Source organism: Flavobacterium ardleyense, assembly GCF_033547075.1.
Taxonomy (GTDB): Bacteria; Bacteroidota; Bacteroidia; order Flavobacteriales; family Flavobacteriaceae; genus Flavobacterium; species Flavobacterium ardleyense_A.
In genome coordinates this window covers 1,344,944-1,365,614 of record NZ_CP137891.1, presented here as the reverse complement: position 1 = coordinate 1,365,614, position 20,671 = coordinate 1,344,944, and the positions used below count along the sequence as shown (strand labels likewise).

The following is a 20,671-nucleotide window of genomic DNA, read 5'->3' as shown; positions in this document are numbered from 1 at the left end:
TTATTTGTTGTACAATTCGACGATTAACTGTTCCTTGATATTTTCAGGGATCTGAAGTCTCGCAGGTATCGAAACAAATGTTCCTTCTTTCAGGTCATTGTTCCAAGTGATCCATTCGTAAACGTGACTAGAATTAGCTAGAGAAGCTTCGATAGCTTCAAGAGATTTAGACTTTTCACGAACAGCTACTACATCACCTACTTTAAGTAAGTAAGAAGCAATATTTACAAGTTCGCCATTAACGGTAATATGTCTGTGAGAAACGATTTGACGCGCAGCACGACGAGAAGGAGCAATACCCATTCTGTATACTACATTGTCTAGTCTAGATTCACATAATTGAAGTAGAACCTCACCAGTTACACCACGTGCAGCTGATGCTTTTTCAAAAAGGTTTCTGAATTGTTTTTCTAAGATACCGTAAGAGTATTTAGCTTTTTGCTTTTCCATTAACTGGATTGCATATTCAGATTTTTTACCCCTTTTTTTGGTCATTCCATGTTGTCCCGGTGGGTAATTTCTTTTTTCGAAAGATTTGTCATCTCCGAAGATTGCTTCGCCAAATTTACGAGCAATTCTTGTACTTGGACCAGTATATCTTGCCATTTCTAAAAATTAATAAGGTAGAGATTATGAATTCAGGTCATATCCTCCGATAATCTATATCTACCTTGGGTTATACTATTATAAAAAAATTATTAAACTCTACGTCTTTTAGGAGGACGACATCCGTTGTGTGGCATTGGCGTAACATCAATAATTTCTGTTACTTCGATTCCACCATTATGCAAAGATCTGATTGCAGACTCACGTCCGTTTCCTGGTCCTTTTACATAAACTTTCACTTTTTTCAATCCTGCTTCAAGAGCTACTTTACTACAATCTTCGGCTGCCATCTGAGCTGCGTATGGAGTATTCTTTTTAGAACCTCTAAAACCCATCTTACCTGCAGAAGACCAAGAGATAACTTCACCTTTCTTATTTGTTAAAGAGATAATGATGTTATTAAAAGTAGCACTAATGTGAGCTTCACCTGTTGATTCAACAACTACTTTACGTTTTTTTGTACTTGCCTTAGCCATACTACTTATTATTTAGTTGCTTTTTTCTTGTTCGCAACAGTTTTTCTTTTACCTTTTCTGGTTCTTGAGTTATTCTTAGTTCTTTGTCCTCTTAATGGAAGACCAGATCTGTGACGAATTCCTCTATAACATCCGATATCCATTAAACGTTTGATGTTTACTGAAATCTCTGAACGTAGTTCACCTTCAATTTTAAAAAATCCTACGGCTTCACGAATTGCTCCGATTTCGTCGTCATTCCAATCTTGAACTTTCGTATCTTGGCTAACTTGAGCTTTTTCTAATACCTCAATTGCTCTACTTCTACCTACTCCGAAGATGTATGTTAAAGCGATAACTCCTCTTTTGTTTTTTGGGATGTCTACCCCTGCTATTCTTGCCATAACTATCCTTGTCTTTGTTTAAATCTAGGATTCTTTTTGTTAATTACGTACAATCTCCCTTTTCTACGCACAATGATGCACTCGGGACTTCTCTTTTTTACTGATGCTCTTACTTTCATTTTGAGTGCCTTTAATATCTATAAGTAATTCTTGCTTTCGACAAATCATAAGGGCTCATTTCAAGTTTCACTTTATCACCTGGTAATAACTTGATGTAGTGCATACGCATCTTACCTGAAATATGAGCAATTACAATATGTCCATTTTCTAACTCCACACGGAACATCGCATTTGATAATGCTTCGATGATTGATCCGTCTTGTTCTATTGCTGATTGTTTTGCCATTTAAACTTAAGCGATTGCTTTTCTATTTTTACCTGTCTTCATCAATCCATCATAATGCTTATTCAACAAATATGAATTCACTTGTTGAATAGTGTCTATCGCCACTCCTACCATAATAATCAAAGACGTTCCGCCATAAAACATTGCCCATGATTGTTGCACATTCATAACACTTACCACGATAGCAGGAAAAATTGCTATTAATGCTAAGAAAACCGATCCTGGAAAAGTAATTAAAGACATCACTTTGTCCAAAAACTCTGATGTTTCAAGTCCTGGTTTGATCCCTGGAATAAAACCACCACTACGTTTTAGATCGTCTGCCATCTTGTTTGTTGGAACAGTGATCGCTGTGTAGAAATATGTAAATATAATAATAAGGAGTGCAAAAACTAAGTTGTACCAAAATCCAAACATATCGCTAAAAGCGCCTGCTATAGATTGTGATGTCTCAGAGTTTGATAAACCTGCAAGTGCTGCTGGTATAAACATAATTGCTTGCGCAAAAATGATTGGCATAACTCCAGATGCGTTCAACTTTAATGGAATCCACTGACGGTTTGCATCTTGTTCAAACTCCCCCGACACAGTTCGTCTAGCGTACTGTACTGGAATTCTTCTGATAGCCATAACAAGATAGATACAAGCAACGATAACAAGTAACCAAATGATCACTTCTAATACAAGAAGCATAGGACCACCGTTATTATTTGTTACACGAGTTGTAAATTCTTGTATAAATGCTTGCGGTAAACGTGCGATAATACCAACCATAATCAATAACGAAATTCCGTTACCAATCCCTTTATCGGTAATTTTCTCACCCAACCACATTGCAAATATCGTTCCTGTAACTAATATTACTACAGAAGAGAAAAGAAACGAAAACGAGTCAAAACCTAATAGAAACGCACTACTTGGCAACGTTCGGTACAGATTGTAAATGTAACCAGGACCTTGTACAAGTGTGATTCCAATAGTTAACCAACGTGTAATTTGATTAATTTTCTTGGTACCGCTTTCTCCTTCTTTCTGAAGTTTTTGCAGATAAGGAATTGCAATTCCCATCAACTGTACTACAATAGAAGCAGAAATATAAGGCATAATTCCCAATGCAAATACTGATGCTTGCGAGAACGCACCACCAGTAAACATATCTAGGATAGATCCAATTCCGTCTTTAGTCTGTCCAGCTAGATTACCTAATTGAGCAGCATCAATACCTGGAAGTGTAACTTGTGCACCAAAACGGTATACTAAAAGAAGACCAATTGTTATTAGAATTCTATTTTTTAGTTCCTCTATTTTCCAAGCGTTGGCTAATGATTCGAAAAATTTCTTCATTTATAGAAAAATTATATAGTTACAGCTTCTCCACCGGCCGCTTCAATTGCAGCTTTTGCAGTAGCAGTAAATTTGTGAGCAGTTACCTTTAATTTCGCTGTTAGTTCACCTCTACCTAAAATCTTTACGATTTCATTTTTAGTTGCCAAACGGTGGCTTACAAATACAGACATATCGACTGTATCTTTAATCTGACCATTATCTACTAGTGCTTGCAGCGTATCAAGGTTTACTCCTTCGTAATCTTTACGATTAATGTTTGTAAAACCAAACTTAGGTACACGTCTTTGAAGTGGCATTTGCCCTCCCTCAAAACCAATCTTTTTTGAATAACCAGAACGAGATTTAGCTCCTTTGTGTCCTCTTGCAGAGGTACCACCTTTTCCAGAACCTTCTCCACGACCTAATCTTTTATTCTGATTGTGTGTCGACCCTTCAGCCGGTTGTAAATTACTTAAATTCATAACAGTATTTGTTATTTAGCTTCTTCTACAGAAACTAAGTGTTTTACTTTGTTTATCATCCCAAGTATAGCAGGATTTGACTCATGCTCTACTACTTGGCCCATTTTGCGAAGACCCAAAGCTTCTAGACCTCTTTTTTGATCAAGAGGACAGTTGATTTTGCTTCGTACTTGTTTTACTAATAATTTAGCCATAATTTCCTGTGAATTAACCTTTAAAAACTGTTTCTAAAGAAACTCCTCTTTGTTTTGCTACAGTAAGTGCACTTCTCATTTGAGTTAAAGCATCAAAAGTTGCTTTAACTACGTTGTGAGGGTTTGAAGATCCTTGAGATTTAGACAATACGTCTTGTATTCCTGCAGACTCTACAACTGCGCGCACAGCACCACCTGCAATAACTCCTGTACCGTGAGATGCTGGAATTAAAAACACACGAGCTCCGCTAAATTTTCCTTTTTGTTCATGCGGAATAGTGTGGCTATTAAGAGGAACTCTAATTAGATTTTTCTTTGCATCTTCTACTGCTTTTGCAATAGCTTCAGAAACATCTTTAGATTTTCCAAGTCCGTGACCAACTACACCGTGCTCGTCTCCAACTACTACAATTGCAGAGAACCCGAAAGCTCTACCACCTTTTGTAACTTTTGTCACACGATTTACACTAACCAAACGGTCTTTAAGATCAAGACCGGTTGGTTTTACAATTTCTACATTTTTGTTGTAAGACATAATTTTCTTAGAATTTTAGTCCGGCTTCTCTGGCGCCTTCTGCTAATGATTTAATACGACCATGGTATAGGTATCCACTTCTATCGAAGGTTACATTCTCTATCCCAGCTTTCAATGCTTTTTCTGCCATCAGTTTTCCAACTGCATTTGCAACGTCTACATTGGTACCTTCCGTACTTACTTCTTTTTCTCTTGAAGAGGCAGCCATCAAAGTAACTCCAGTTACGTCATCAATAAGTTGAGCGTATATTTCTTTGTTACTTCTGAATACAGAAAGTCTAGGTTTCACAGCAGTACCACTGATGCTTTTTCTAATTCTGTATCTAATTCTCTGTCTTCTATCAGATTTTGTTAATGACATAATCTTATTTTTTAAGCTGATTTACCTGCTTTTCTTCTTAATACTTCTCCAACAAACTTGATACCTTTTCCTTTGTACGGTTCTGGCTTACGGAAACTTCTAATTTTCGCAGCAACTTGACCAACAAGTTGTTTATCAAATGATGTTAGTTTTACGATTGGGTTCTTACCTTTCTCCGATATAGTTTCAACAGTTACTTCGGGAGCAACTTGTAAAACGATATTGTGAGAAAATCCAAGTGCTAAATCAAGTTTTTGACCTTGATTAGATGCTCTAAAACCTACACCTACAAGTTCTAATGATTTTGTAAATCCTTCAGACACTCCAATAATCATGTTATTGATAAGTGATCTGTAAAGACCGTGCTTAGCACGAAGATCTTTATGATCTCCATCTCTTTCAACTAGTACTTGATCGCCTTCAACGGTGATTGCCACCTCTGAAAACTCTTGTGTTAGTTCTCCTAATTTTCCTTTTACAGTAATAATACCGTCGGCTACATTTACTGTTACACCTGCAGGAATTGTTACTGGACTTTTACCTATTCTTGACATCTTTCGCTGTTTTTAGTATACGTAACAAATTACTTCACCACCAACGTTAAGTTGTTTGGCTTTTTTACCTGTCATCAAACCTTTTGAAGTGGAAACAATTGCAATTCCTAATCCGTTAAGGATACGAGGAATTTCTGTAGAACCTGAATACTTACGTAGACCTGGTTTACTTATTCTTTGAAGATCTCTTATTACAGGCTCTTTAGTCTCTTTATCGTACTTCAAAGCAATTTTGATAGAACCTTGAACTTTGTTCTCTTCAAATTTGTAACTCAAGATGTAACCTTGTTCAAATAAAATCTTAGTGATTTCTTTTTTAAGGTTTGATGCTGGAATTTCAACCACTTTATGGTTTGCTGCCACAGCATTTCTAACACGTGTTAGATAATCCGCAATAGGATCTGTATACATATAGATTAATTTATGATCTTGGTTTTCATCTTACTGAACCTTAGATCCATTTATAATTATTAACTACCAACTAGCTTTCTTAACGCCAGGGATTAAACCGTTACTTGCCATCTCACGAAATGTAACACGTGATAGACCAAACTGACGCATATACCCTCTTGGTCTACCAGTTAAATTGCAACGATTGTGCAGACGAACAGGTGAAGCGTTTTTCGGTAATTTTTGCAAACCTACGAAATCTCCAGCTTCTTTCAAAGCTTTTCTTTTCTCAGCATACTTTTCTACCGTTCTTTCTCTTTTGCGCTCACGGGCTTTCATTGATTCTTTAGCCATTTCTTAGTTCTTTTTAAAAGGTAATCCTAGTTCAGTAAGCAATGATTTAGCTTCTTTATCAGTAGCTGCAGTCGTTACAAACGTAATATCCATTCCAGTAATTTTATTCACTTTATCAATGTCAATTTCTGGGAAGATAATTTGTTCTAGAACACCTAAGTTATAATTTCCTCTACCGTCAAAACCATTCGCTTTAATTCCGCTAAAGTCTCTAACTCGTGGTAAAGCTGAAGTAACAAGTCTATCTAAAAACTCGTACATTCTTTCACCGCGCAATGTTACCATCGCTCCAATTGGCATACCCTTTCTCAATTTGAAAGACGCAACGTCTTTCTTAGAGATTGTAGCAACTGCTTTTTGTCCAGTGATTTTTGCCAATTCATCTACAGCATAATCAATTAATTTCTTATCTGATACTGCTGCACCAACTCCTTTACTCAAAACGATTTTTGTAAGTTTTGGAACTTGCATTACGTTTGTGTATCCGAATTCCTCTTTAAGAGCAGAGATTACTCTGTTCTTGTATTCCTCTTTTAGTCTAGGTGTATAAGCCATTACTATAGTACTTGATTAGATTTTTTTGCAAATCTTACTTTCTTATCTCCTTCTACTTTCATTCCAACTCTTGTAGCTCCCTTAGTTTTAGGGTCTATAAGAGATAGGTTTGAAATATGTATTGGAGCTTCTTTCTTAACGATTCCTCCTTGAGGGCTTTTTGCACTTGGTTTAGTATGTTTACTTACCATGTTTACACCTTCAACAATCGCTTTGTTTTTTTCACGATCAACACTCATTACAGTTCCTTGAGATCCTTTGTGGTCTCCAGCGATTACCATAACAGTATCTCCTGATTTTATCTTTAGCTTTATCATCTTAAAATAATTAAAGCACTTCTGGTGCCAATGATACAATTTTCATGAATTGTTTTTCACGAAGTTCTCTTGCTACCGGACCAAAAACGCGAGTTCCTCTCATTTCACCAGCAGCGTTTAACAATACGCAAGCGTTATCGTCAAATCTGATGTATGAACCATCGGCTCTTCTCACTTCTTTTTTGGTACGTACTACAACTGCAGTTGAAACAGATCCTTTCTTAACGCTTCCGTTAGGTGCCGTATCTTTAATTGAAACTACAATTTTGTCTCCCACAGAAGCATACCTTCTTTTGGTACCTCCTAAAACACGGATGGTTAAAACTTCCTTAGCCCCTGTGTTATCTGCTACTTTTAATCTTGATTCTTGTTGTACCATAATTATTTAGCTCTTTCTAGGATTTCAACTAATCTCCAACATTTCGATTTACTTAAAGGACGCGTTTCGCTAATTCTTACAGTATCTCCAATGTTACAGTCGTTTGTTTCGTCGTGTGCAACATATTTCTTAGTCTTCAACACGAACTTACCGTATAATGGGTGTTTTACTTTACGCACTTCTGCAACAACAATAGACTTGTCCATTTTGTCCGAAGTTACAACACCAATTCTTTCTTTTCTTAAATTTCTTTTTTCTTCCATCTTTCAGCAAACTACAATTATTGTAACTCTCTTTTTGTAAGCTCTGTCTCGATTCTTGCAACTGATCTTCTTACACCTCTAATTTGAAGTGGGTTTTCAATTGGAGAAACAGCGTGAGCCATTTTTAGGTCATTGTACTTTTTCTTAGTCTCACTAAGTTTTTCTTGCAACTGCGCTGCAGAAAGATCCTTTATTTCTGATTGTTTCATAATAATATAGATTATGCTTCGAAATCTCTAGCGATGACAAATTTTGTTTTGCAAGGAAGTTTTTGCGCTGCAAGACGTAAAGCCTCTTTTGCAACTGACAAAGGCACTCCGCCTACTTCAAACATAATTCTTCCTGGTTTAACAACAGCTGCCCAATATTCTACGGCACCTTTTCCTTTACCCATACGTACCTCTAGAGGCTTCTTAGTAATTGGTTTATCTGGAAATATTTTGATCCATAATTGACCCTCTCTCTTCATAAAACGAGTAGCGGCAATACGAGCTGCCTCGATTTGACGTGATGTTAAAAACATACCATCTTCGTGCACAGATTTGATACCAAACATTCCATTTGAAAGTTCATACCCTCTACCGGTATTTCCTTTCATTCTACCTTTTTGTACCTTACGGTATTTCGTTCTTTTAGGCTGTAACATTTTTCTTTAATTTAAAAATTTACTTTCTTTTACGAGCATCTGGTTTACTGCCTCTGTTAAAGTTAGATTTACCTCTTGGGGCATCTCCACCTTTTCCACCTGCACCGGATTGTTTTTTGTCCATTCCGGCTAATGGAGAAAGATCTCTTTTTCCATAAACTTCACCTTTCATGATCCACACTTTGATTCCCATTCTCCCGTATTGGGTATGAGCTTCAGCAAGTGCGTAATCAACATCTGCCCTGAAAGTTGACAAAGGAATTCTTCCTTCTTTGAAACCTTCTGAACGTGCCATTTCAGCACCATTCAAACGTCCTGAAATCAATACTTTGATTCCTTCAGCATTCATACGCATTGAAGCAGCAATTGCCATTTTTATTGCTCTTCTGTATGAAATCCTGCTTTCGATCTGACGTGCGATACTAGTACCTACAAGGTATGCATCTAGTTCAGGTCTCTTGATTTCAAAAATATTAATCTGAACTTCTTTGTCAGTAATTTTCTTAAGTTCTTCTTTCAACTTGTCTACCTCTTGTCCACCTTTTCCGATAATGATACCAGGTCTAGCAGTAGTGATAGTAACGGTTACAAGTTTTAAAGTTCTCTCGATAATTACTTTAGAAACACTAGCTTTTGATAAACGAGCGTGGATGTACTTTCTGATTTTAAAATCTTCGGCTAATTTATCACCGTAGTCATTTCCACCATACCAGTTCGAATCCCAACCTCTGATGATACCAAGTCGGTTAGCAATCGGATTTGTTTTCTGTCCCATACTGTTTATTAATTACTTTGTGTGTTATTGATAGATCCTAACACGATTGTAACGTGATTAGAACGTTTTCTAATTCTATGCGCGCGACCTTGAGGTGCTGGACGAAGTCTCTTCAACATCATTCCACCATCTACTCTGATCTCTTTTACAATTAGACCTGCCTCTGCTACATCACCTTCAGCATTTTTTTGCTCCCAGTTATTGATTGCAGACAACAAAAGTTTCTCTAGTTTTCTAGAAGCTTCTTTTGAGCTAAATCTTAATATGTTAAGTGCATTTTCTACCTTCTGACCTCTTACCAAGTCCGCTACTAAGCGCATTTTTCTAGGTGAAGTAGGGCAGTTATTCAATTTGGCGAAAGCAATAGACTTATTAGCCTCTTTTCTCGCATCTGCTGTTTCTCTTTTACGAACTCCCATTGCTTCTTATTTTTTACCTTTATTTTTTGCTCCAGCGTGACCTCTAAAAGATCTTGTTGGTGAAAACTCTCCAAGTTTATGACCTACCATATTTTCAGTAACATAAACTGGTACAAATTGACGTCCGTTGTGAACTGCGATAGTTTGTCCAACGAAGTCTGGTGTAATCATAGAAGCTCTAGACCAAGTCTTTACAACTCCATTTTTACCCTTTTCTATATTTTCTTGAACTTTTTTGTCTAATTTATAATGAACAAAAGGTCCTTTTTTTAATGAACGTGCCATATCTTATTATTTCTTTCTACGTTCTACGATATACTTGTTACTCGGATTGACTTTAGAACGTGTTCTATAGCCTTTAGCTGGAATACCGTTTCTAGAACGTGGATGTCCACCTGAAGAACGACCTTCACCACCACCCATTGGGTGATCGACAGGGTTCATTGCTACTGGTCTAGTTCTTGGTCTTCTACCCAACCATCTTGTTCTACCTGCTTTTCCAGATACAATAAGTTGGTGATCATGGTTAGAAACTGCTCCAATAGTAGCTGAACAAGTAAGTAGAATTAATCTAACTTCACCTGACGGCATTTTGATTGTCGCATATTTACCATCTCTAGCTACTAGTTGAGCAAAGGTACCTGCAGAACGAGCAATTACTGCTCCTTGCCCTGGACGTAATTCAATACATGAAATTACTGTTCCAAGTGGCACTCTGCTTAATGGCATTGCATTTCCAATTTCCGGCTGAGATTCTGGTCCAGAAACAATTTTCTGTCCAACTTTCATACCGCTTTGCGCAATTACGTATGTTTTCTCTCCATCAGCATAAGCTAAAAGAGCGATAAAAGCAGTACGATTTGGATCATATTCAATTGATTTAATTGTAGCAGGAATTCCTTCTTTGCTTCTTTTGAAATCAATGATACGATATCTTTGCTTGTGACCACCACCCGTATAACGCATGGTCATCTTTCCTTGACTATTTCTACCTCCAGAGTTTTTTATCGGCGCTATCAAAGAGCGTTCCGGCTTATCAGTTGTAATAGCGTCAAAACTATTCACAACTCTAAAACGCTGACCTGGGGTAATAGGTTTTAATTTTCTTACTGACATCTTATTTTATTAGATATTGTTGTAAAAATCGATTGTTTCTCCTTCTTGTACCAAAACGAATGCTTTCTTAATTGCATTTGTTTTACCACTGATTAACCCACTTTTAGTGAATTTTGATGTTCTATCTGGTCTCACGTTCATCGTGTTTACAGAAACTACATTAATACCATAAGCAGCCTCAACAGCTTTCTTAATTTGTACTTTGTTAGCTTTTCTGTCAACAACGAAACCGAAACGGTTTAGAAGCTCACTTTGTTTGGTCACTTTTTCAGTGATAATTGGTTTAATTATGATGCTCATGATCTTTTATTTGCTTAAATTTTCTTCAATTCCTTCTAAAGACCCTTCTAAAAGCACCAAGCTTGAAGCGTTAAGTATCTCGTAAGTACTTAATTCTAAATGACTTACGACCTTAGCTGTCTTTAAATTACGTGAGGACAAATATACATTTTTATTTGACTCTCCCAATACAATTAAAGATTTTTTACTCTCTAACCCTAAATCTTTCAATACATTAAGGAAATTTTTAGTGTTTGGAGTTTCAAAATTGAAGTCTTCAACAACGATGATATTTGATTCTTTTGCTTTGATAGAAAACGCTGATTTTCTAGCAAGACGTTTCAAATTTTTATTTAATTTGAAAGAATAACTTCTTGGTCTTGGTCCAAAAACTGTACCTCCACCTTTGAATAAAGGATTCTTTGCACTACCTGCACGGGCAGTACCTGTTCCTTTTTGTTTTTTAATCTTACGAGTACTTCCCGCTACTTCAGCTCTTTCTTTTGCTTTGTGCGTTCCTTGTCTTTGGTTAGCAAGATATTGCTTAACGTCAAGATATACTGCGTGATTATTAGGCTCTATTGCGAATACTGCGTCAGAAAGAGTGATCGTTCTGCCAGTTTCTTTTCCGTTGAAATTTAAAACTTTTACTTCCATTACTTCTGTATGATTACATAAGAGTTAGTGTGTCCTGGAACACATCCTTTTACTAAAAGTAGGTTCTTCTCTGCAACAACTTTCAAAACAACTAAGTTTTGTACTGTTACGTTATCAGTTCCCATTCTTCCTGCCATACGCATTCCTTTGAATACTCTAGAAGGATAAGATGAAGCACCTACAGATCCAGGAGCTCTTAAACGATTGTGTTGACCGTGGGTAGCTTGTCCAACTCCACCAAAACCGTGACGTTTAACAACCCCTTGAAAACCTTTTCCTTTTGAAACACCTTGAACATCTACATATTCACCTTCTTCAAATAGGTCTACAGTCAAGACTGTACCTAATTTATACTGTTCTTCGAAGTACTTGAATTCAACGACTTTTTTCTTAGCCACAGTTCCAGCTTTTTTAAAGTGACCTACGGCCGCTTTAGTGGAATGTTTCTCGTTTTTGTCATCGAAACCAAGCTGCAACGCTTCATACCCGTCAGCCTCTTTGGTTCTGACTTGGGTAACAACGCATGGTCCAGCTTCGATTACTGTACAAGGAATGTTTTTTCCTTTTTCATCGAAAATGCTAGTCATGCCAATTTTTCTACCAATTAACCCAGACATAATTATTACTTATTAATTATTAAATACAAACTATAAAAAACACATTTAAGCGAATCCTATTTTTTTCGTGCGGCAAAAGTATAATAAATTTACCGAATCACCAAAAAAAATAATTTTCGCTTAAACAATGTTCTTTTTATTATAAAAGAAAGATACTTAAACCTTGATCTCTACTTCTACACCACTTGGCAACTCTAATTTCATTAGAGCATCAATTGTTTTTGAAGATGAAGAATAAATGTCTATTAATCTTTTGTATGACATTACTTCAAATTGCTCTCTCGCTTTTTTGTTAACGTGTGGAGAACGAAGTACTGTGAAGATTTTTTTGTGAGTTGGCAACGGGATTGGACCTGTTACTACTGCTCCAGTGCTCTTAACAGTTTTTACGATCTTCTCTGAAGATTTATCAACCAACATGTGATCGTAAGATTTTAATTTTATTCTGATTTTTTGACTCATGTTGTTTTGAATTAAACGGTTCCTTTTGCTTTTTTAATTACTTCTTCTGAAATATTGGAAGGAGTTTCAGCGTAGTGAGAAAATTCCATAGTTGATGTTGCTCTACCTGAAGATAATGTTCTCAATGTTGTTACATATCCAAACATTTCTGATAAAGGTACATTCGCTTTAATAGTTTTTGCACCTGCTCTATCACCCATGTCGTTAACTTGACCTCTACGACGATTCAAATCTCCAACGATATCTCCCATGTTTTCTTCTGGTGTAATCACTTCAATCTTCATGATAGGCTCAAGAATTACAGCTCCAGCCGCACGGCCAGATTCTTTGTAACCCATTTTTGCTGCCAATTCAAAAGAAAGTGCATCAGAATCCACAGGGTGGAAAGATCCATCCATCAAAGTAACTTTTAAGCTATCAACCTCGTATCCTGCAAGAGGACCTTGTTTCATAGCCGCTTTGAAACCTTTTTCTACAGACGGAACATATTCCTTAGGAACGTTACCACCTTTTACAGCATTGACGAACTGCAATCCAACAACACCTTCATCAGCTGGTTCGATTACGAAAACGATATCTGCAAATTTACCACGACCACCTGATTGTTTTTTGTAAACTTCTCTGTGTTGTGCTTTTTGAGTAAAGGCTTCTTTATATTCTACTTGAGGCTCACCTTGATTAACTTCAACTTTAAACTCTCTTCTCATACGATCGATAAGTACATCTAAGTGTAGCTCACCCATACCTGAAATAATTGTTTGTCCTGAAGCTTGGTCAGTTTTTACCACAAATGTTGGATCCTCTTCTGCAAGTTTTGCAAGAGCCATACCCATTCTATCAACGTCAGCTTTTGTTTTTGGTTCAATAGCCACACCGATAACTGGATCCGGGAAATCCATACTTTCTAATACAATAGGGTGTTTTTCATCACACATTGTATCTCCAGTTTTAATATCCTTAAACCCAACAGCTGCTCCAATATCTCCTGCTTCGATAAAATCGATAGGATTTTGTTTATTGGCGTGCATCTGATAGATACGCGAGATACGTTCTTTGTTTCCAGAACGTGTATTAAGAATGTATGAACCTGCGTCCAAACGACCTGAATAAGCACGGAAGAAAGCCAAACGACCTACGAAAGGGTCAGTAGCAATTTTAAATGCAAGAGCTGCAAAAGGTTCTTTTACTGATGGACGACGAATTTCTGTCAATTCAGTATCAGGGTTAATTCCTTCAATTCCTTCTTTATCTAATGGAGATGGTAAATATTTACAAACTGCATCAAGTAAGAATTGTACTCCTTTATTTTTAAATGAAGATCCACATACCATTGGAATGATAGACATATCAATAGCTGCTTTTCTTAAAGCGATGTTGATTTCTTCCTCTGTAATAGAGTTTTCGTCTTCGAAGAATTTCTCCATCAAAGTTTCGTCGTAATCAGCAACTGCCTCAATAAGGTATGCTCTGTACTCACGTACTTCATCTACCATATCTTCTGGAATTGGCACAATGTCAAACGTTGCACCAAAGTTATCGTTATGCCAAACTATTGCTTGGTTTTTCACCAAGTCAACAACTCCTTTAAAATCTTGCTCTTCACCGATCGGTAATACGATAGGCACAGCATTCGATTTTAGCATATCTTTAATTTGCTTACAAACAGCAAGGAAGTTAGATCCTTGTCTGTCCATCTTGTTTACGAAGCCCATACGAGGCACTTTGTAATTATCTGCTAATCTCCAGTTAGTTTCTGACTGAGGCTCAACACCATCAACAGCACTAAAAAGAAATACCAAACCATCTAATACTCTTAACGAGCGGTTTACTTCAACTGTAAAGTCAACGTGTCCCGGTGTATCAATAATATTAAAGTGGTAAGGCACTGATTCAGGTAAAATTTTACCTTGCTCAGTTGGGAAATTCCAGTCACAAGTAGTAGCTGCAGAAGTAATTGTAATACCTCTTTCTTGCTCTTGCGCCATCCAGTCCATTGTAGCAGAACCTTCGTGAGTTTCACCTAATTTATGGTTAACTCCTGTATAGAAAAGGATACGCTCAGTTGTTGTTGTTTTACCAGCATCAATGTGTGCAGCGATTCCAATGTTTCTTGTATATAATAAGTCTCTAGCCATTTCTTAGTTATTAAAATCTAAAGTGAGAGAATGCTTTGTTTGCTTCAGCCATCTTATGAGTATCCATTCTCTTTTTAACTGCAGCACCTTCTTCTTTAGCCGCAGCTAAACATTCAGATGCAAGTCTTTGAGCCATAGATTTCTCATTTCTTCTTCTAGCGTAAAGTATTAACCACTTCATTGCCATAGAGATTTTTCTGTCTGGTCTAATTTGCATAGGGATTTGGAACGTAGCTCCACCAACTCTACGACTACGTACTTCTACGTGAGGCATAACGTTTGTTAAAGCATCTTTCCAAATTTCTAATGATGATTTCTCGTCATCTTGCTTTTTTGATTCGATAATGTCAATTGCATCATAAAATACTTTAAAAGCTGTTGATTTTTTTCCATCCCACATTAAGTTATTCACAAAACGTGTTACCAATTGGTCGTTAAACCTTGGATCTGGAAGAAGTGGCCTCTTCTTTGCTGCTCTTTTTCTCATGTCTTTGTCTTTAAAAGATTTTTTTTAATTACTTTTTCGCTTCTTTTGGGCGCTTAGCACCATACTTAGATCTTCTTTGTGTTCTTCCTGCTACACCTGATGTATCAAGTGCACCACGCACAATGTGGTATCTAACTCCTGGTAAATCTTTTACTCTTCCACCCCTAACTAATACTATCGAGTGCTCTTGTAGATTGTGTCCTTCTCCTGGGATGTAAGCGTTCACTTCATTACCATTTGTCAAACGTACACGCGCTACTTTACGCATTGCAGAGTTTGGTTTCTTTGGTGTAGTAGTGTAAACACGCGTACAAACACCTCTTCTTTGAGGACAAGAATCTAGAGCAACCGATTTACTCTTCTTAGTCATCTGAGTTCTTCCGGTTCTTACTAATTGTTGAATTGTTGGCATAATTAAATACTAATAATTATTATGATTATAAAATTCCCGCTTTTTACGGGGTTGCAAATGTAAGAATATTTTTTTTTATTCAAACATTAATTAGATTATTTTCGCACAGATAATTTCATACCAACTGATTATACAATTTTTGACAACTTTACGTTCTATATTTCACAACCTTTCCCACTTGAAAAATACCTTTTACATTCTCCTGTTTCTACTAACCTACTTGCAATGCTACTCGCAGAAGTATCAATATACTATTGAGGCCAATAGCAAAACGGAACAAAAAGTAATCGACTCTTTAAACTATCAGAAAATACATACGTCCAAAAAGAGCTTGCAACAAACTTCTGATAAACTAGTAAATAATTTAAAAGAATTAGGCTATATCAATGCGATATTGTCAAATTATTCAATTAGCAACGATACCTTGGCGAATGCAAAAGCGGAGTTAAATACTCAAATTAAATATGTCCTTATATATAAGGACACAATTTCGACCAAAAACAAAAATATCAATAGAGATTCCATTATGATTCCCTTTGCATCTGTATCTTCTTATTTACAGAGTTACACAAAATCACTGGAACTCCAAGGTTATTCGATGGCCAAAGTTAAGTTGAGTCAATTTCGCGAAAGCGGAAAAACATTGATTACCAATCTAGTTGTAGAAAAGGGCCGCACACGTAAAATAAATGAAATAGTACTAAATTATAAAAGCTTCCCGAAAGGTCATCAAAATAATATAGAGCGACTTTTTAAGAATCTCACTTTTACACAAAACAACGTTGAGAAAATTAAAAAGGAATTTGATAAACTCCCATTTGTGCAACAAACAAAAAACCCCGAAATTTTATTTACAACCGACACCACCAAGGTTTATATTTATCTAGAAAAAGCAAATTCTAATAAGTTTGATGGAATTGTTGGGTTTTCTAACGACGAAGAGTCTGGTAAATTACTTTTTAATGGTTACGTCGATTTAGAACTGAACAATGCTTTGAAAACTGGAGAAACTTTTATTTTGTATTGGAAAAGCGATGGTCAAAAACAAACTACCTTTAAAAGCAGCATTGAATTACCCTACATTTTTAAAACCCCATTTGCTTTAAAAGCTAGTTTAAATATTTTCAAGCAAGACAGTACTTTTCAAAACACCAAAACATCAGCCGAGGTAGGATACTACTTTTCTTACAACAAACGATTTTTTGCTGGCTATCAATCTACCGAGTCAAGTGATATTCAAAATTTGAATAGTAGTATTTTAAAAGACTATAAAAGCACCTTTTTCACTGCTTCATTTGAATATAGCGATTATAGGCCGGAGTTTGATTTGTTTAAGAATAAAACTGTAGTGACCATAAAAAGTGGAATCGGGAACCGTACATCATTGACAGAAAGAATTCCGCAACTATTTATCGAAACTAACATCGAAAATAATTTTTACCTCAATAACAAAAATGTTGTTTGGATCAAAAACACAAATTATTTCCTACAAAGTAAAGAATATATCGTGGGAGAATTATATCGTTTTGGTGGCAGCCGAAGTGTTCGAGGTTTTGCAGAGAATTTACTACAAGCAAATTTAGCTTTACTATTAGCGACAGAATATCGCTACTTACTTTCCCCTACCCTATATGCGCACTCCATCCTTGACTATGGATTTTATTCAGATGACACTCAAATCGTTAGCAGAGACAATAGTAATTCGTTAGTTGGAGTAGGATTAGGATTTGGGATAGTAAGCAAAATTGGATTATTTAACTTATCGTATGCCAACGGTTTTTTAACAAATCAGTCTCTAAGTAGTAAGAATTCAATAGTGCATATAAGTTTTAACACTACCTTTTAAAAAAAAAAGCATAAAAAATGTTGTGTGCTTAAGGATTAATTAAGACTTTTACTCCACTAACCAAAAAAATTAATATGAAACCAAGATTAAAGATTTTAGCAGCGTTCTTTGCAATGCTCTTTGTGCAGCTCTCGTTTGCACAATCTATCACAGTATCTGGAAAAGTAGTTGATGGCGATAATCTACCCCTACCAGGAGTAGGAGTCGTGATTAAAGGAACTACTACAGGAGTTAACAGTGATATTGACGGTAATTTCCGTATTGACGCAATGCCTACGCAGACATTGCAATTTTCTTACATTGGGATGGCTTCAAAAGAAGTTTTAGCTCGTAATGCAAGTACAACTATTAAAATGGTAGATGATGCTATCGCTCTAGAAGGAGTGGTTGTTACTGCCTTGGGTATCACAAGAGATAAAAAATCTCTAGGCTATTCAGCACAAAAAGTTTCTGCCGAAGAAGTAAACGCAGTTCCTACCGATAACTTCCTAAACAATCTTTCAGGGAAAGTTGCGGGATTGGAAATTAGAGCGAACTCGAATTTTGGTGGTTCAACAAACATCGTTCTACGTGGTAGTAAGTCTATTACAGGTAATAACCAAGCATTAATGGTGGTTGATGGTGTGCCAGTTTCAAATGCGAATTTGAATACTGCAGGAGCTGCAAACTCTAGAGGTGGATATGACTTTGGTAACTCTGCATCAGACATTGATCCAAATAATATCGAATCTGTTACAGTGCTTAAAGGTGCTGCTGCAACGGCTCTTTACGGTAGTGCTGCATCAAATGGTGCTATCATGATTACTACTAAAAAAGGAAAATTGAATTCAGGTTTGGGAATCAGTTTTAGTTCTACAACATCTGTTGGTAAATATGATAAAGACACTTTTATCAAGTATCAAAAACAGTATGGTGCCAACGGGTATAGTGGAGCAAATGACTCTTTTTACCCTGCTGATGTAAATGGTGATGGTATCGATGACTTAATTGTTGACATGACTGCCGATTCATCATTTGGTAATGCTTTTGATCCTAGTTTAATGGTATACCAATGGAATGCTTTTGCTCCAGGAAATGCCAATTTTGGCAAGCCAACTCCTTGGGTTGCTGGCGCTAATGATCCAGGACATTTCTTCCAAGATTCTTTCTCTGTAGTAAACAATATCAACTTTAGTGGTGGTGATGACAAAGGAACTTTCAACTTTGGATACACAAATAATAACTCAAGTGGTATTCTTCCAAATAGTACTTTGAACAAAAATAATATTAGTGGTAATTTTTCAAGAAAATTATCTGATAAATGGGATATTACTGCCTTTACAACTTTTACAGATCAGAGCACGGTAGGTAGAAATAGTGTTGGATACGGTGATAATATTATTGGAAACTTCCGTCAGTGGTGGCAAACCAACGTTGATATGGAAGAGTTAAAACAAGAATACTTCAGAAACAAGCAAAACGTTTCTTGGAATATGTCAGATCCTTTGTCAGGTGATTTCTCTCCAGCTTATTGGAATAACCCTTACTTTGACCGTTACGAAAATTACCAATCTGATGAGCACACACGTTTGCTTTTGGGTGCTAATTTAACTTACAAAATCACAGATAACTTAAACATTTTAGGTCGTGTAACTGTAGATAATTCAAATGACAGACAAGAATACAGAAAAGCAATTGGAAGTCATCCAGAAGAATTTGGTATCAATGCAATTGATGAATCTTCAGGATACAGATTGTATACGAGAAGTTTCTTACAAACTACTTACGACATGATCGCTAATTACGACTTTACAGTTGGAGATTTTGGTGGTAAAGCTTTAGTTGGAGGTACTTTTATTAAATCTAAATTGGATTCATTTGAAGGAAATACAACTGGTGGTCTTATCGCTCCAGGATTATACACACTTTCAAATTCAAAAGTATTTGTTGCTCCAGATGAATCTGAAGTAAACTATGAAAAACAAGGTTTCTACGGACAATTGTCTCTTGATTATTTGAAGACTTTCTACCTAGAGGGAACTTACAGAGTTGATGGAACTACTGCTTTGTCAATTAACAACAATAGCTACCCTTACTACTCTGTTGGAGCAAGTGTTATTCTTTCAGAATACATCAAGCAAGATTGGTTATCTAACTTGAAACTTCGTGCAAGTTATGCAGAAGTAGGAAATGACCCTAATGCGCGTCGATTAGGTGCAAAAATCAATAATGGATTACTTGGAGACAATCTTCTTTTCGGTAACAGTTCAGTTTACGTAGATTTTGAAAACTTAAAACCAGAAAATCAGATTGCAACAGAATTTGGTTTAGAAGCTTCATTATTCAGAAACCGTCTTGTATTTGATGCGTCGATTTACAAATCATCTACACAAGATCAAATCTTTAATGTACCACAGTCTACATCAACTGGTTTTAGTTTTTCTCAAATTAACGCAGGTGAGTTGGAAAATAAAGGTGTTGAAGTTAGTATCTCTGGTTCGCCAATTAAAACAGCAGATTTTGAATGGATGATTCGTGCAAACTGGTCACAAAACAAAAACGTTGTAAAATCGCTTAATGCGGGAAGAGACAACTTACAATTAGCATCTTTCCAAGGTGGTATGTCTCTTAATGCTTACGTAGGCGAGCCTTACGGAACGTTTTTAGGAAGTGATTATTCTTACGATGACAATGGAAACAAACTTGTAGACGAAGATGGATTATATATCATCGAAAACAATAAAATCATTGGAAATATTCAGGCAGATTGGATTGGTGGTCTTTACAACAAATTTACTTACAAAGCACTTTCTCTAGGAGTATTGATTGATGTTAAAAAAGGTGGAGATGTTTATTCACTAGATCAAGCATTTGGACAGTACACAGGACTGACACAAAATACTGCAGGTCTAAATGACTTAGGAAATCCAGTTCGTAATTCTATCGCAGATGGTGGAGGTATTATCTTGCCAGGTTATAACGAAGATGGAACAGTAAACACTACTCGTATTGAGACAAACGGTGTTGAAATGGCTTACGGATATTCTGTAAATCCAAACAAAGCATTCATGTACGATGCTGGTTTTGTAAAACTAAGAGAAGTAGCACTATCTTACTCTCTACCTACTAGATTTCTAGACAATACAATGGTGAAATCACTATCGATAAGCTTATTGGGTAACAATCTTTGGATAATTGACAAAAGTCTTCCAGACGCAGATCCAGAAGCTGGAGCTTCATCAGGAAACGTACAAGGATACCAATCAGGAGTGATGCCAACTACAAAAGTTTATTCATTTAATATTAAAGCAAGTTTCTAA

General features: G+C 36.3%; 32 protein-coding genes. 2 read left to right on the top strand and 30 right to left on the bottom strand.

What is annotated here, in order from left to right:
• The 30 genes from rpsD to rpsL all read right to left on the bottom strand — a co-directional run bounded on the left by rpsD (window position 1) and on the right by rpsL (window position 15,526).
• Window positions 1–606 carry a 30S ribosomal protein S4 gene (rpsD, locus tag SBO79_RS05915; RefSeq protein WP_318643010.1) on the bottom strand — a complete coding sequence of 202 codons (606 nt, stop codon included), beginning with the start codon at window positions 604–606 and terminating at the stop codon, window positions 1–3.
• Between the two features lie 92 nt (window positions 607–698).
• A complete protein-coding gene (gene rpsK / locus SBO79_RS05910; protein WP_318643008.1) occupies window positions 699–1,082 on the bottom strand; it encodes a 30S ribosomal protein S11 in 384 nt (127 codons plus the stop codon).
• Between the two features lie 8 nt (window positions 1,083–1,090).
• Window positions 1,091–1,465, bottom strand: a complete 375-nt coding sequence (gene rpsM, locus SBO79_RS05905) for a 30S ribosomal protein S13 (RefSeq protein ID WP_318643006.1) — start codon at window positions 1,463–1,465, stop codon at window positions 1,091–1,093.
• 2 nt (window positions 1,466–1,467) lie between these two features.
• Entirely contained in the window at window positions 1,468–1,584 is a 117-nt protein-coding gene (ykgO, locus tag SBO79_RS05900; protein ID WP_072945378.1) for a type B 50S ribosomal protein L36, read from the bottom strand.
• Window positions 1,585–1,595: 11 nt separating this feature from the next.
• The gene (gene infA / locus SBO79_RS05895; RefSeq protein WP_007136545.1) at window positions 1,596–1,811 is read right to left on the bottom strand and encodes a translation initiation factor IF-1; all 216 of its coding nucleotides are present in this window, start codon (window positions 1,809–1,811) and stop codon (window positions 1,596–1,598) included.
• 6 nt (window positions 1,812–1,817) lie between these two features.
• Complete coding sequence (gene secY / locus SBO79_RS05890; protein ID WP_318642859.1) at window positions 1,818–3,155, bottom strand: preprotein translocase subunit SecY; 1,338 nt, start codon at window positions 3,153–3,155, stop codon at window positions 1,818–1,820.
• Window positions 3,156–3,166: 11 nt separating this feature from the next.
• Window positions 3,167–3,619: a 50S ribosomal protein L15 gene (gene rplO / locus SBO79_RS05885; RefSeq protein ID WP_318642857.1), complete on the bottom strand. Its 453-nt coding sequence runs from the start codon at window positions 3,617–3,619 to the stop codon at window positions 3,167–3,169.
• An 11-nt stretch (window positions 3,620–3,630) separates the two neighbouring features.
• Complete coding sequence (rpmD, locus tag SBO79_RS05880; protein ID WP_318642855.1) at window positions 3,631–3,813, bottom strand: 50S ribosomal protein L30; 183 nt, start codon at window positions 3,811–3,813, stop codon at window positions 3,631–3,633.
• Window positions 3,814–3,826: 13 nt separating this feature from the next.
• The gene (gene rpsE, locus SBO79_RS05875) at window positions 3,827–4,348 is read right to left on the bottom strand and encodes a 30S ribosomal protein S5 (protein ID WP_318642853.1); all 522 of its coding nucleotides are present in this window, start codon (window positions 4,346–4,348) and stop codon (window positions 3,827–3,829) included.
• Window positions 4,349–4,355: 7 nt separating this feature from the next.
• Entirely contained in the window at window positions 4,356–4,709 is a 354-nt protein-coding gene (gene rplR, locus SBO79_RS05870; RefSeq protein ID WP_318642851.1) for a 50S ribosomal protein L18, read from the bottom strand.
• A gap of 11 nt (window positions 4,710–4,720) precedes the next feature.
• Complete coding sequence (gene rplF, locus SBO79_RS05865) at window positions 4,721–5,263, bottom strand: 50S ribosomal protein L6 (protein ID WP_318642849.1); 543 nt, start codon at window positions 5,261–5,263, stop codon at window positions 4,721–4,723.
• 12 nt (window positions 5,264–5,275) lie between these two features.
• Window positions 5,276–5,674 (bottom strand): 30S ribosomal protein S8, encoded by a 399-nt coding sequence (gene rpsH, locus SBO79_RS05860; RefSeq protein WP_318642847.1) that lies wholly within the window; start codon window positions 5,672–5,674, stop codon window positions 5,276–5,278.
• Window positions 5,675–5,737: 63 nt separating this feature from the next.
• On the bottom strand, window positions 5,738–6,007 hold the full coding sequence (gene rpsN, locus SBO79_RS05855) for a 30S ribosomal protein S14 (protein ID WP_318642845.1): 270 nt from the start codon (window positions 6,005–6,007) through the stop codon (window positions 5,738–5,740).
• A 3-nt stretch (window positions 6,008–6,010) separates the two neighbouring features.
• The gene (gene rplE, locus SBO79_RS05850) at window positions 6,011–6,562 is read right to left on the bottom strand and encodes a 50S ribosomal protein L5 (RefSeq protein ID WP_318642843.1); all 552 of its coding nucleotides are present in this window, start codon (window positions 6,560–6,562) and stop codon (window positions 6,011–6,013) included.
• A 2-nt stretch (window positions 6,563–6,564) separates the two neighbouring features.
• Window positions 6,565–6,879 carry a 50S ribosomal protein L24 gene (rplX, locus tag SBO79_RS05845; protein WP_318642841.1) on the bottom strand — a complete coding sequence of 105 codons (315 nt, stop codon included), beginning with the start codon at window positions 6,877–6,879 and terminating at the stop codon, window positions 6,565–6,567.
• A gap of 10 nt (window positions 6,880–6,889) precedes the next feature.
• Window positions 6,890–7,258: a 50S ribosomal protein L14 gene (rplN, locus tag SBO79_RS05840; protein WP_291101987.1), complete on the bottom strand. Its 369-nt coding sequence runs from the start codon at window positions 7,256–7,258 to the stop codon at window positions 6,890–6,892.
• Between the two features lie 2 nt (window positions 7,259–7,260).
• Entirely contained in the window at window positions 7,261–7,521 is a 261-nt protein-coding gene (gene rpsQ, locus SBO79_RS05835) for a 30S ribosomal protein S17 (RefSeq protein WP_072945395.1), read from the bottom strand.
• Between the two features lie 17 nt (window positions 7,522–7,538).
• Entirely contained in the window at window positions 7,539–7,730 is a 192-nt protein-coding gene (gene rpmC, locus SBO79_RS05830) for a 50S ribosomal protein L29 (protein ID WP_318642835.1), read from the bottom strand.
• An 11-nt stretch (window positions 7,731–7,741) separates the two neighbouring features.
• Entirely contained in the window at window positions 7,742–8,167 is a 426-nt protein-coding gene (rplP, locus tag SBO79_RS05825; protein WP_318642833.1) for a 50S ribosomal protein L16, read from the bottom strand.
• Between the two features lie 19 nt (window positions 8,168–8,186).
• The gene (rpsC, locus tag SBO79_RS05820; RefSeq protein ID WP_318642831.1) at window positions 8,187–8,942 is read right to left on the bottom strand and encodes a 30S ribosomal protein S3; all 756 of its coding nucleotides are present in this window, start codon (window positions 8,940–8,942) and stop codon (window positions 8,187–8,189) included.
• An 8-nt stretch (window positions 8,943–8,950) separates the two neighbouring features.
• Complete coding sequence (rplV, locus tag SBO79_RS05815; RefSeq protein WP_318642829.1) at window positions 8,951–9,361, bottom strand: 50S ribosomal protein L22; 411 nt, start codon at window positions 9,359–9,361, stop codon at window positions 8,951–8,953.
• A gap of 6 nt (window positions 9,362–9,367) precedes the next feature.
• Complete coding sequence (gene rpsS / locus SBO79_RS05810; protein ID WP_144265616.1) at window positions 9,368–9,646, bottom strand: 30S ribosomal protein S19; 279 nt, start codon at window positions 9,644–9,646, stop codon at window positions 9,368–9,370.
• Window positions 9,647–9,652: 6 nt separating this feature from the next.
• Complete coding sequence (gene rplB, locus SBO79_RS05805; protein ID WP_318642826.1) at window positions 9,653–10,477, bottom strand: 50S ribosomal protein L2; 825 nt, start codon at window positions 10,475–10,477, stop codon at window positions 9,653–9,655.
• A gap of 9 nt (window positions 10,478–10,486) precedes the next feature.
• Entirely contained in the window at window positions 10,487–10,777 is a 291-nt protein-coding gene (rplW, locus tag SBO79_RS05800; protein ID WP_318642824.1) for a 50S ribosomal protein L23, read from the bottom strand.
• Window positions 10,778–10,783: 6 nt separating this feature from the next.
• The gene (gene rplD / locus SBO79_RS05795; RefSeq protein ID WP_318642822.1) at window positions 10,784–11,413 is read right to left on the bottom strand and encodes a 50S ribosomal protein L4; all 630 of its coding nucleotides are present in this window, start codon (window positions 11,411–11,413) and stop codon (window positions 10,784–10,786) included.
• On the bottom strand, window positions 11,413–12,030 hold the full coding sequence (gene rplC, locus SBO79_RS05790; protein ID WP_318642820.1) for a 50S ribosomal protein L3: 618 nt from the start codon (window positions 12,028–12,030) through the stop codon (window positions 11,413–11,415). Before rplC ends, rplD begins: the two co-directional genes overlap by 1 nt.
• A gap of 156 nt (window positions 12,031–12,186) precedes the next feature.
• Window positions 12,187–12,492, bottom strand: a complete 306-nt coding sequence (rpsJ, locus tag SBO79_RS05785) for a 30S ribosomal protein S10 (RefSeq protein WP_318642818.1) — start codon at window positions 12,490–12,492, stop codon at window positions 12,187–12,189.
• Window positions 12,493–12,503: 11 nt separating this feature from the next.
• Complete coding sequence (gene fusA / locus SBO79_RS05780) at window positions 12,504–14,627, bottom strand: elongation factor G (RefSeq protein ID WP_318642816.1); 2,124 nt, start codon at window positions 14,625–14,627, stop codon at window positions 12,504–12,506.
• A gap of 10 nt (window positions 14,628–14,637) precedes the next feature.
• Complete coding sequence (rpsG, locus tag SBO79_RS05775) at window positions 14,638–15,114, bottom strand: 30S ribosomal protein S7 (protein ID WP_318642814.1); 477 nt, start codon at window positions 15,112–15,114, stop codon at window positions 14,638–14,640.
• A 28-nt stretch (window positions 15,115–15,142) separates the two neighbouring features.
• Window positions 15,143–15,526, bottom strand: a complete 384-nt coding sequence (gene rpsL / locus SBO79_RS05770) for a 30S ribosomal protein S12 (protein ID WP_022828353.1) — start codon at window positions 15,524–15,526, stop codon at window positions 15,143–15,145.
• Between the two features lie 178 nt (window positions 15,527–15,704).
• Between rpsL and SBO79_RS05765 the strand changes: the two genes are divergently transcribed.
• On the top strand, window positions 15,705–17,372 hold the full coding sequence (locus tag SBO79_RS05765) for a BamA/TamA family outer membrane protein (protein ID WP_318642806.1): 1,668 nt from the start codon (window positions 15,705–15,707) through the stop codon (window positions 17,370–17,372).
• A 74-nt stretch (window positions 17,373–17,446) separates the two neighbouring features.
• Window positions 17,447–20,671 (top strand): SusC/RagA family TonB-linked outer membrane protein, encoded by a 3,225-nt coding sequence (locus SBO79_RS05760; protein ID WP_318642804.1) that lies wholly within the window; start codon window positions 17,447–17,449, stop codon window positions 20,669–20,671.

Bases quoted from the DNA above. Each gene is read 5' to 3' on its own strand.
- rpsD (WP_318643010.1), bottom strand. From the start codon at position 606: ATGGCAAGATATACTGGTCCAAGTACAAGAATTGCTCGTAAATTTGGC.
- rpsK (WP_318643008.1), bottom strand. From the start codon at position 1,082: ATGGCTAAGGCAAGTACAAAAAAACGTAAAGTAGTTGTTGAATCAACA.
- rpsM (WP_318643006.1), bottom strand. From the start codon at position 1,465: ATGGCAAGAATAGCAGGGGTAGACATCCCAAAAAACAAAAGAGGAGTT.
- ykgO (WP_072945378.1), bottom strand. From the start codon at position 1,584: ATGAAAGTAAGAGCATCAGTAAAAAAGAGAAGTCCCGAGTGCATCATT.
- infA (WP_007136545.1), bottom strand. From the start codon at position 1,811: ATGGCAAAACAATCAGCAATAGAACAAGACGGATCAATCATCGAAGCA.
- secY (WP_318642859.1), bottom strand. From the start codon at position 3,155: ATGAAGAAATTTTTCGAATCATTAGCCAACGCTTGGAAAATAGAGGAA.
- rplO (WP_318642857.1), bottom strand. From the start codon at position 3,619: ATGAATTTAAGTAATTTACAACCGGCTGAAGGGTCGACACACAATCAG.
- rpmD (WP_318642855.1), bottom strand. From the start codon at position 3,813: ATGGCTAAATTATTAGTAAAACAAGTACGAAGCAAAATCAACTGTCCT.
- rpsE (WP_318642853.1), bottom strand. From the start codon at position 4,348: ATGTCTTACAACAAAAATGTAGAAATTGTAAAACCAACCGGTCTTGAT.
- rplR (WP_318642851.1), bottom strand. From the start codon at position 4,709: ATGTCATTAACAAAATCTGATAGAAGACAGAGAATTAGATACAGAATT.
- rplF (WP_318642849.1), bottom strand. From the start codon at position 5,263: ATGTCAAGAATAGGTAAAAGTCCAGTAACAATTCCTGCAGGTGTAACA.
- rpsH (WP_318642847.1), bottom strand. From the start codon at position 5,674: ATGTATACAGATCCTATTGCGGATTATCTAACACGTGTTAGAAATGCT.
- rpsN (WP_318642845.1), bottom strand. From the start codon at position 6,007: ATGGCTAAAGAATCAATGAAAGCCCGTGAGCGCAAAAGAGAAAGAACG.
- rplE (WP_318642843.1), bottom strand. From the start codon at position 6,562: ATGGCTTATACACCTAGACTAAAAGAGGAATACAAGAACAGAGTAATC.
- rplX (WP_318642841.1), bottom strand. From the start codon at position 6,879: ATGATAAAGCTAAAGATAAAATCAGGAGATACTGTTATGGTAATCGCT.
- rplN (WP_291101987.1), bottom strand. From the start codon at position 7,258: ATGGTACAACAAGAATCAAGATTAAAAGTAGCAGATAACACAGGGGCT.
- rpsQ (WP_072945395.1), bottom strand. From the start codon at position 7,521: ATGGAAGAAAAAAGAAATTTAAGAAAAGAAAGAATTGGTGTTGTAACT.
- rpmC (WP_318642835.1), bottom strand. From the start codon at position 7,730: ATGAAACAATCAGAAATAAAGGATCTTTCTGCAGCGCAGTTGCAAGAA.
- rplP (WP_318642833.1), bottom strand. From the start codon at position 8,167: ATGTTACAGCCTAAAAGAACGAAATACCGTAAGGTACAAAAAGGTAGA.
- rpsC (WP_318642831.1), bottom strand. From the start codon at position 8,942: ATGGGACAGAAAACAAATCCGATTGCTAACCGACTTGGTATCATCAGA.
- rplV (WP_318642829.1), bottom strand. From the start codon at position 9,361: ATGGGAGTTCGTAAAAGAGAAACAGCAGATGCGAGAAAAGAGGCTAAT.
- rpsS (WP_144265616.1), bottom strand. From the start codon at position 9,646: ATGGCACGTTCATTAAAAAAAGGACCTTTTGTTCATTATAAATTAGAC.
- rplB (WP_318642826.1), bottom strand. From the start codon at position 10,477: ATGTCAGTAAGAAAATTAAAACCTATTACCCCAGGTCAGCGTTTTAGA.
- rplW (WP_318642824.1), bottom strand. From the start codon at position 10,777: ATGAGCATCATAATTAAACCAATTATCACTGAAAAAGTGACCAAACAA.
- rplD (WP_318642822.1), bottom strand. From the start codon at position 11,413: ATGGAAGTAAAAGTTTTAAATTTCAACGGAAAAGAAACTGGCAGAACG.
- rplC (WP_318642820.1), bottom strand. From the start codon at position 12,030: ATGTCTGGGTTAATTGGTAGAAAAATTGGCATGACTAGCATTTTCGAT.
- rpsJ (WP_318642818.1), bottom strand. From the start codon at position 12,492: ATGAGTCAAAAAATCAGAATAAAATTAAAATCTTACGATCACATGTTG.
- fusA (WP_318642816.1), bottom strand. From the start codon at position 14,627: ATGGCTAGAGACTTATTATATACAAGAAACATTGGAATCGCTGCACAC.
- rpsG (WP_318642814.1), bottom strand. From the start codon at position 15,114: ATGAGAAAAAGAGCAGCAAAGAAGAGGCCACTTCTTCCAGATCCAAGG.
- rpsL (WP_022828353.1), bottom strand. From the start codon at position 15,526: ATGCCAACAATTCAACAATTAGTAAGAACCGGAAGAACTCAGATGACT.
- SBO79_RS05760 (WP_318642804.1), top strand. From the start codon at position 17,447: ATGAAACCAAGATTAAAGATTTTAGCAGCGTTCTTTGCAATGCTCTTT.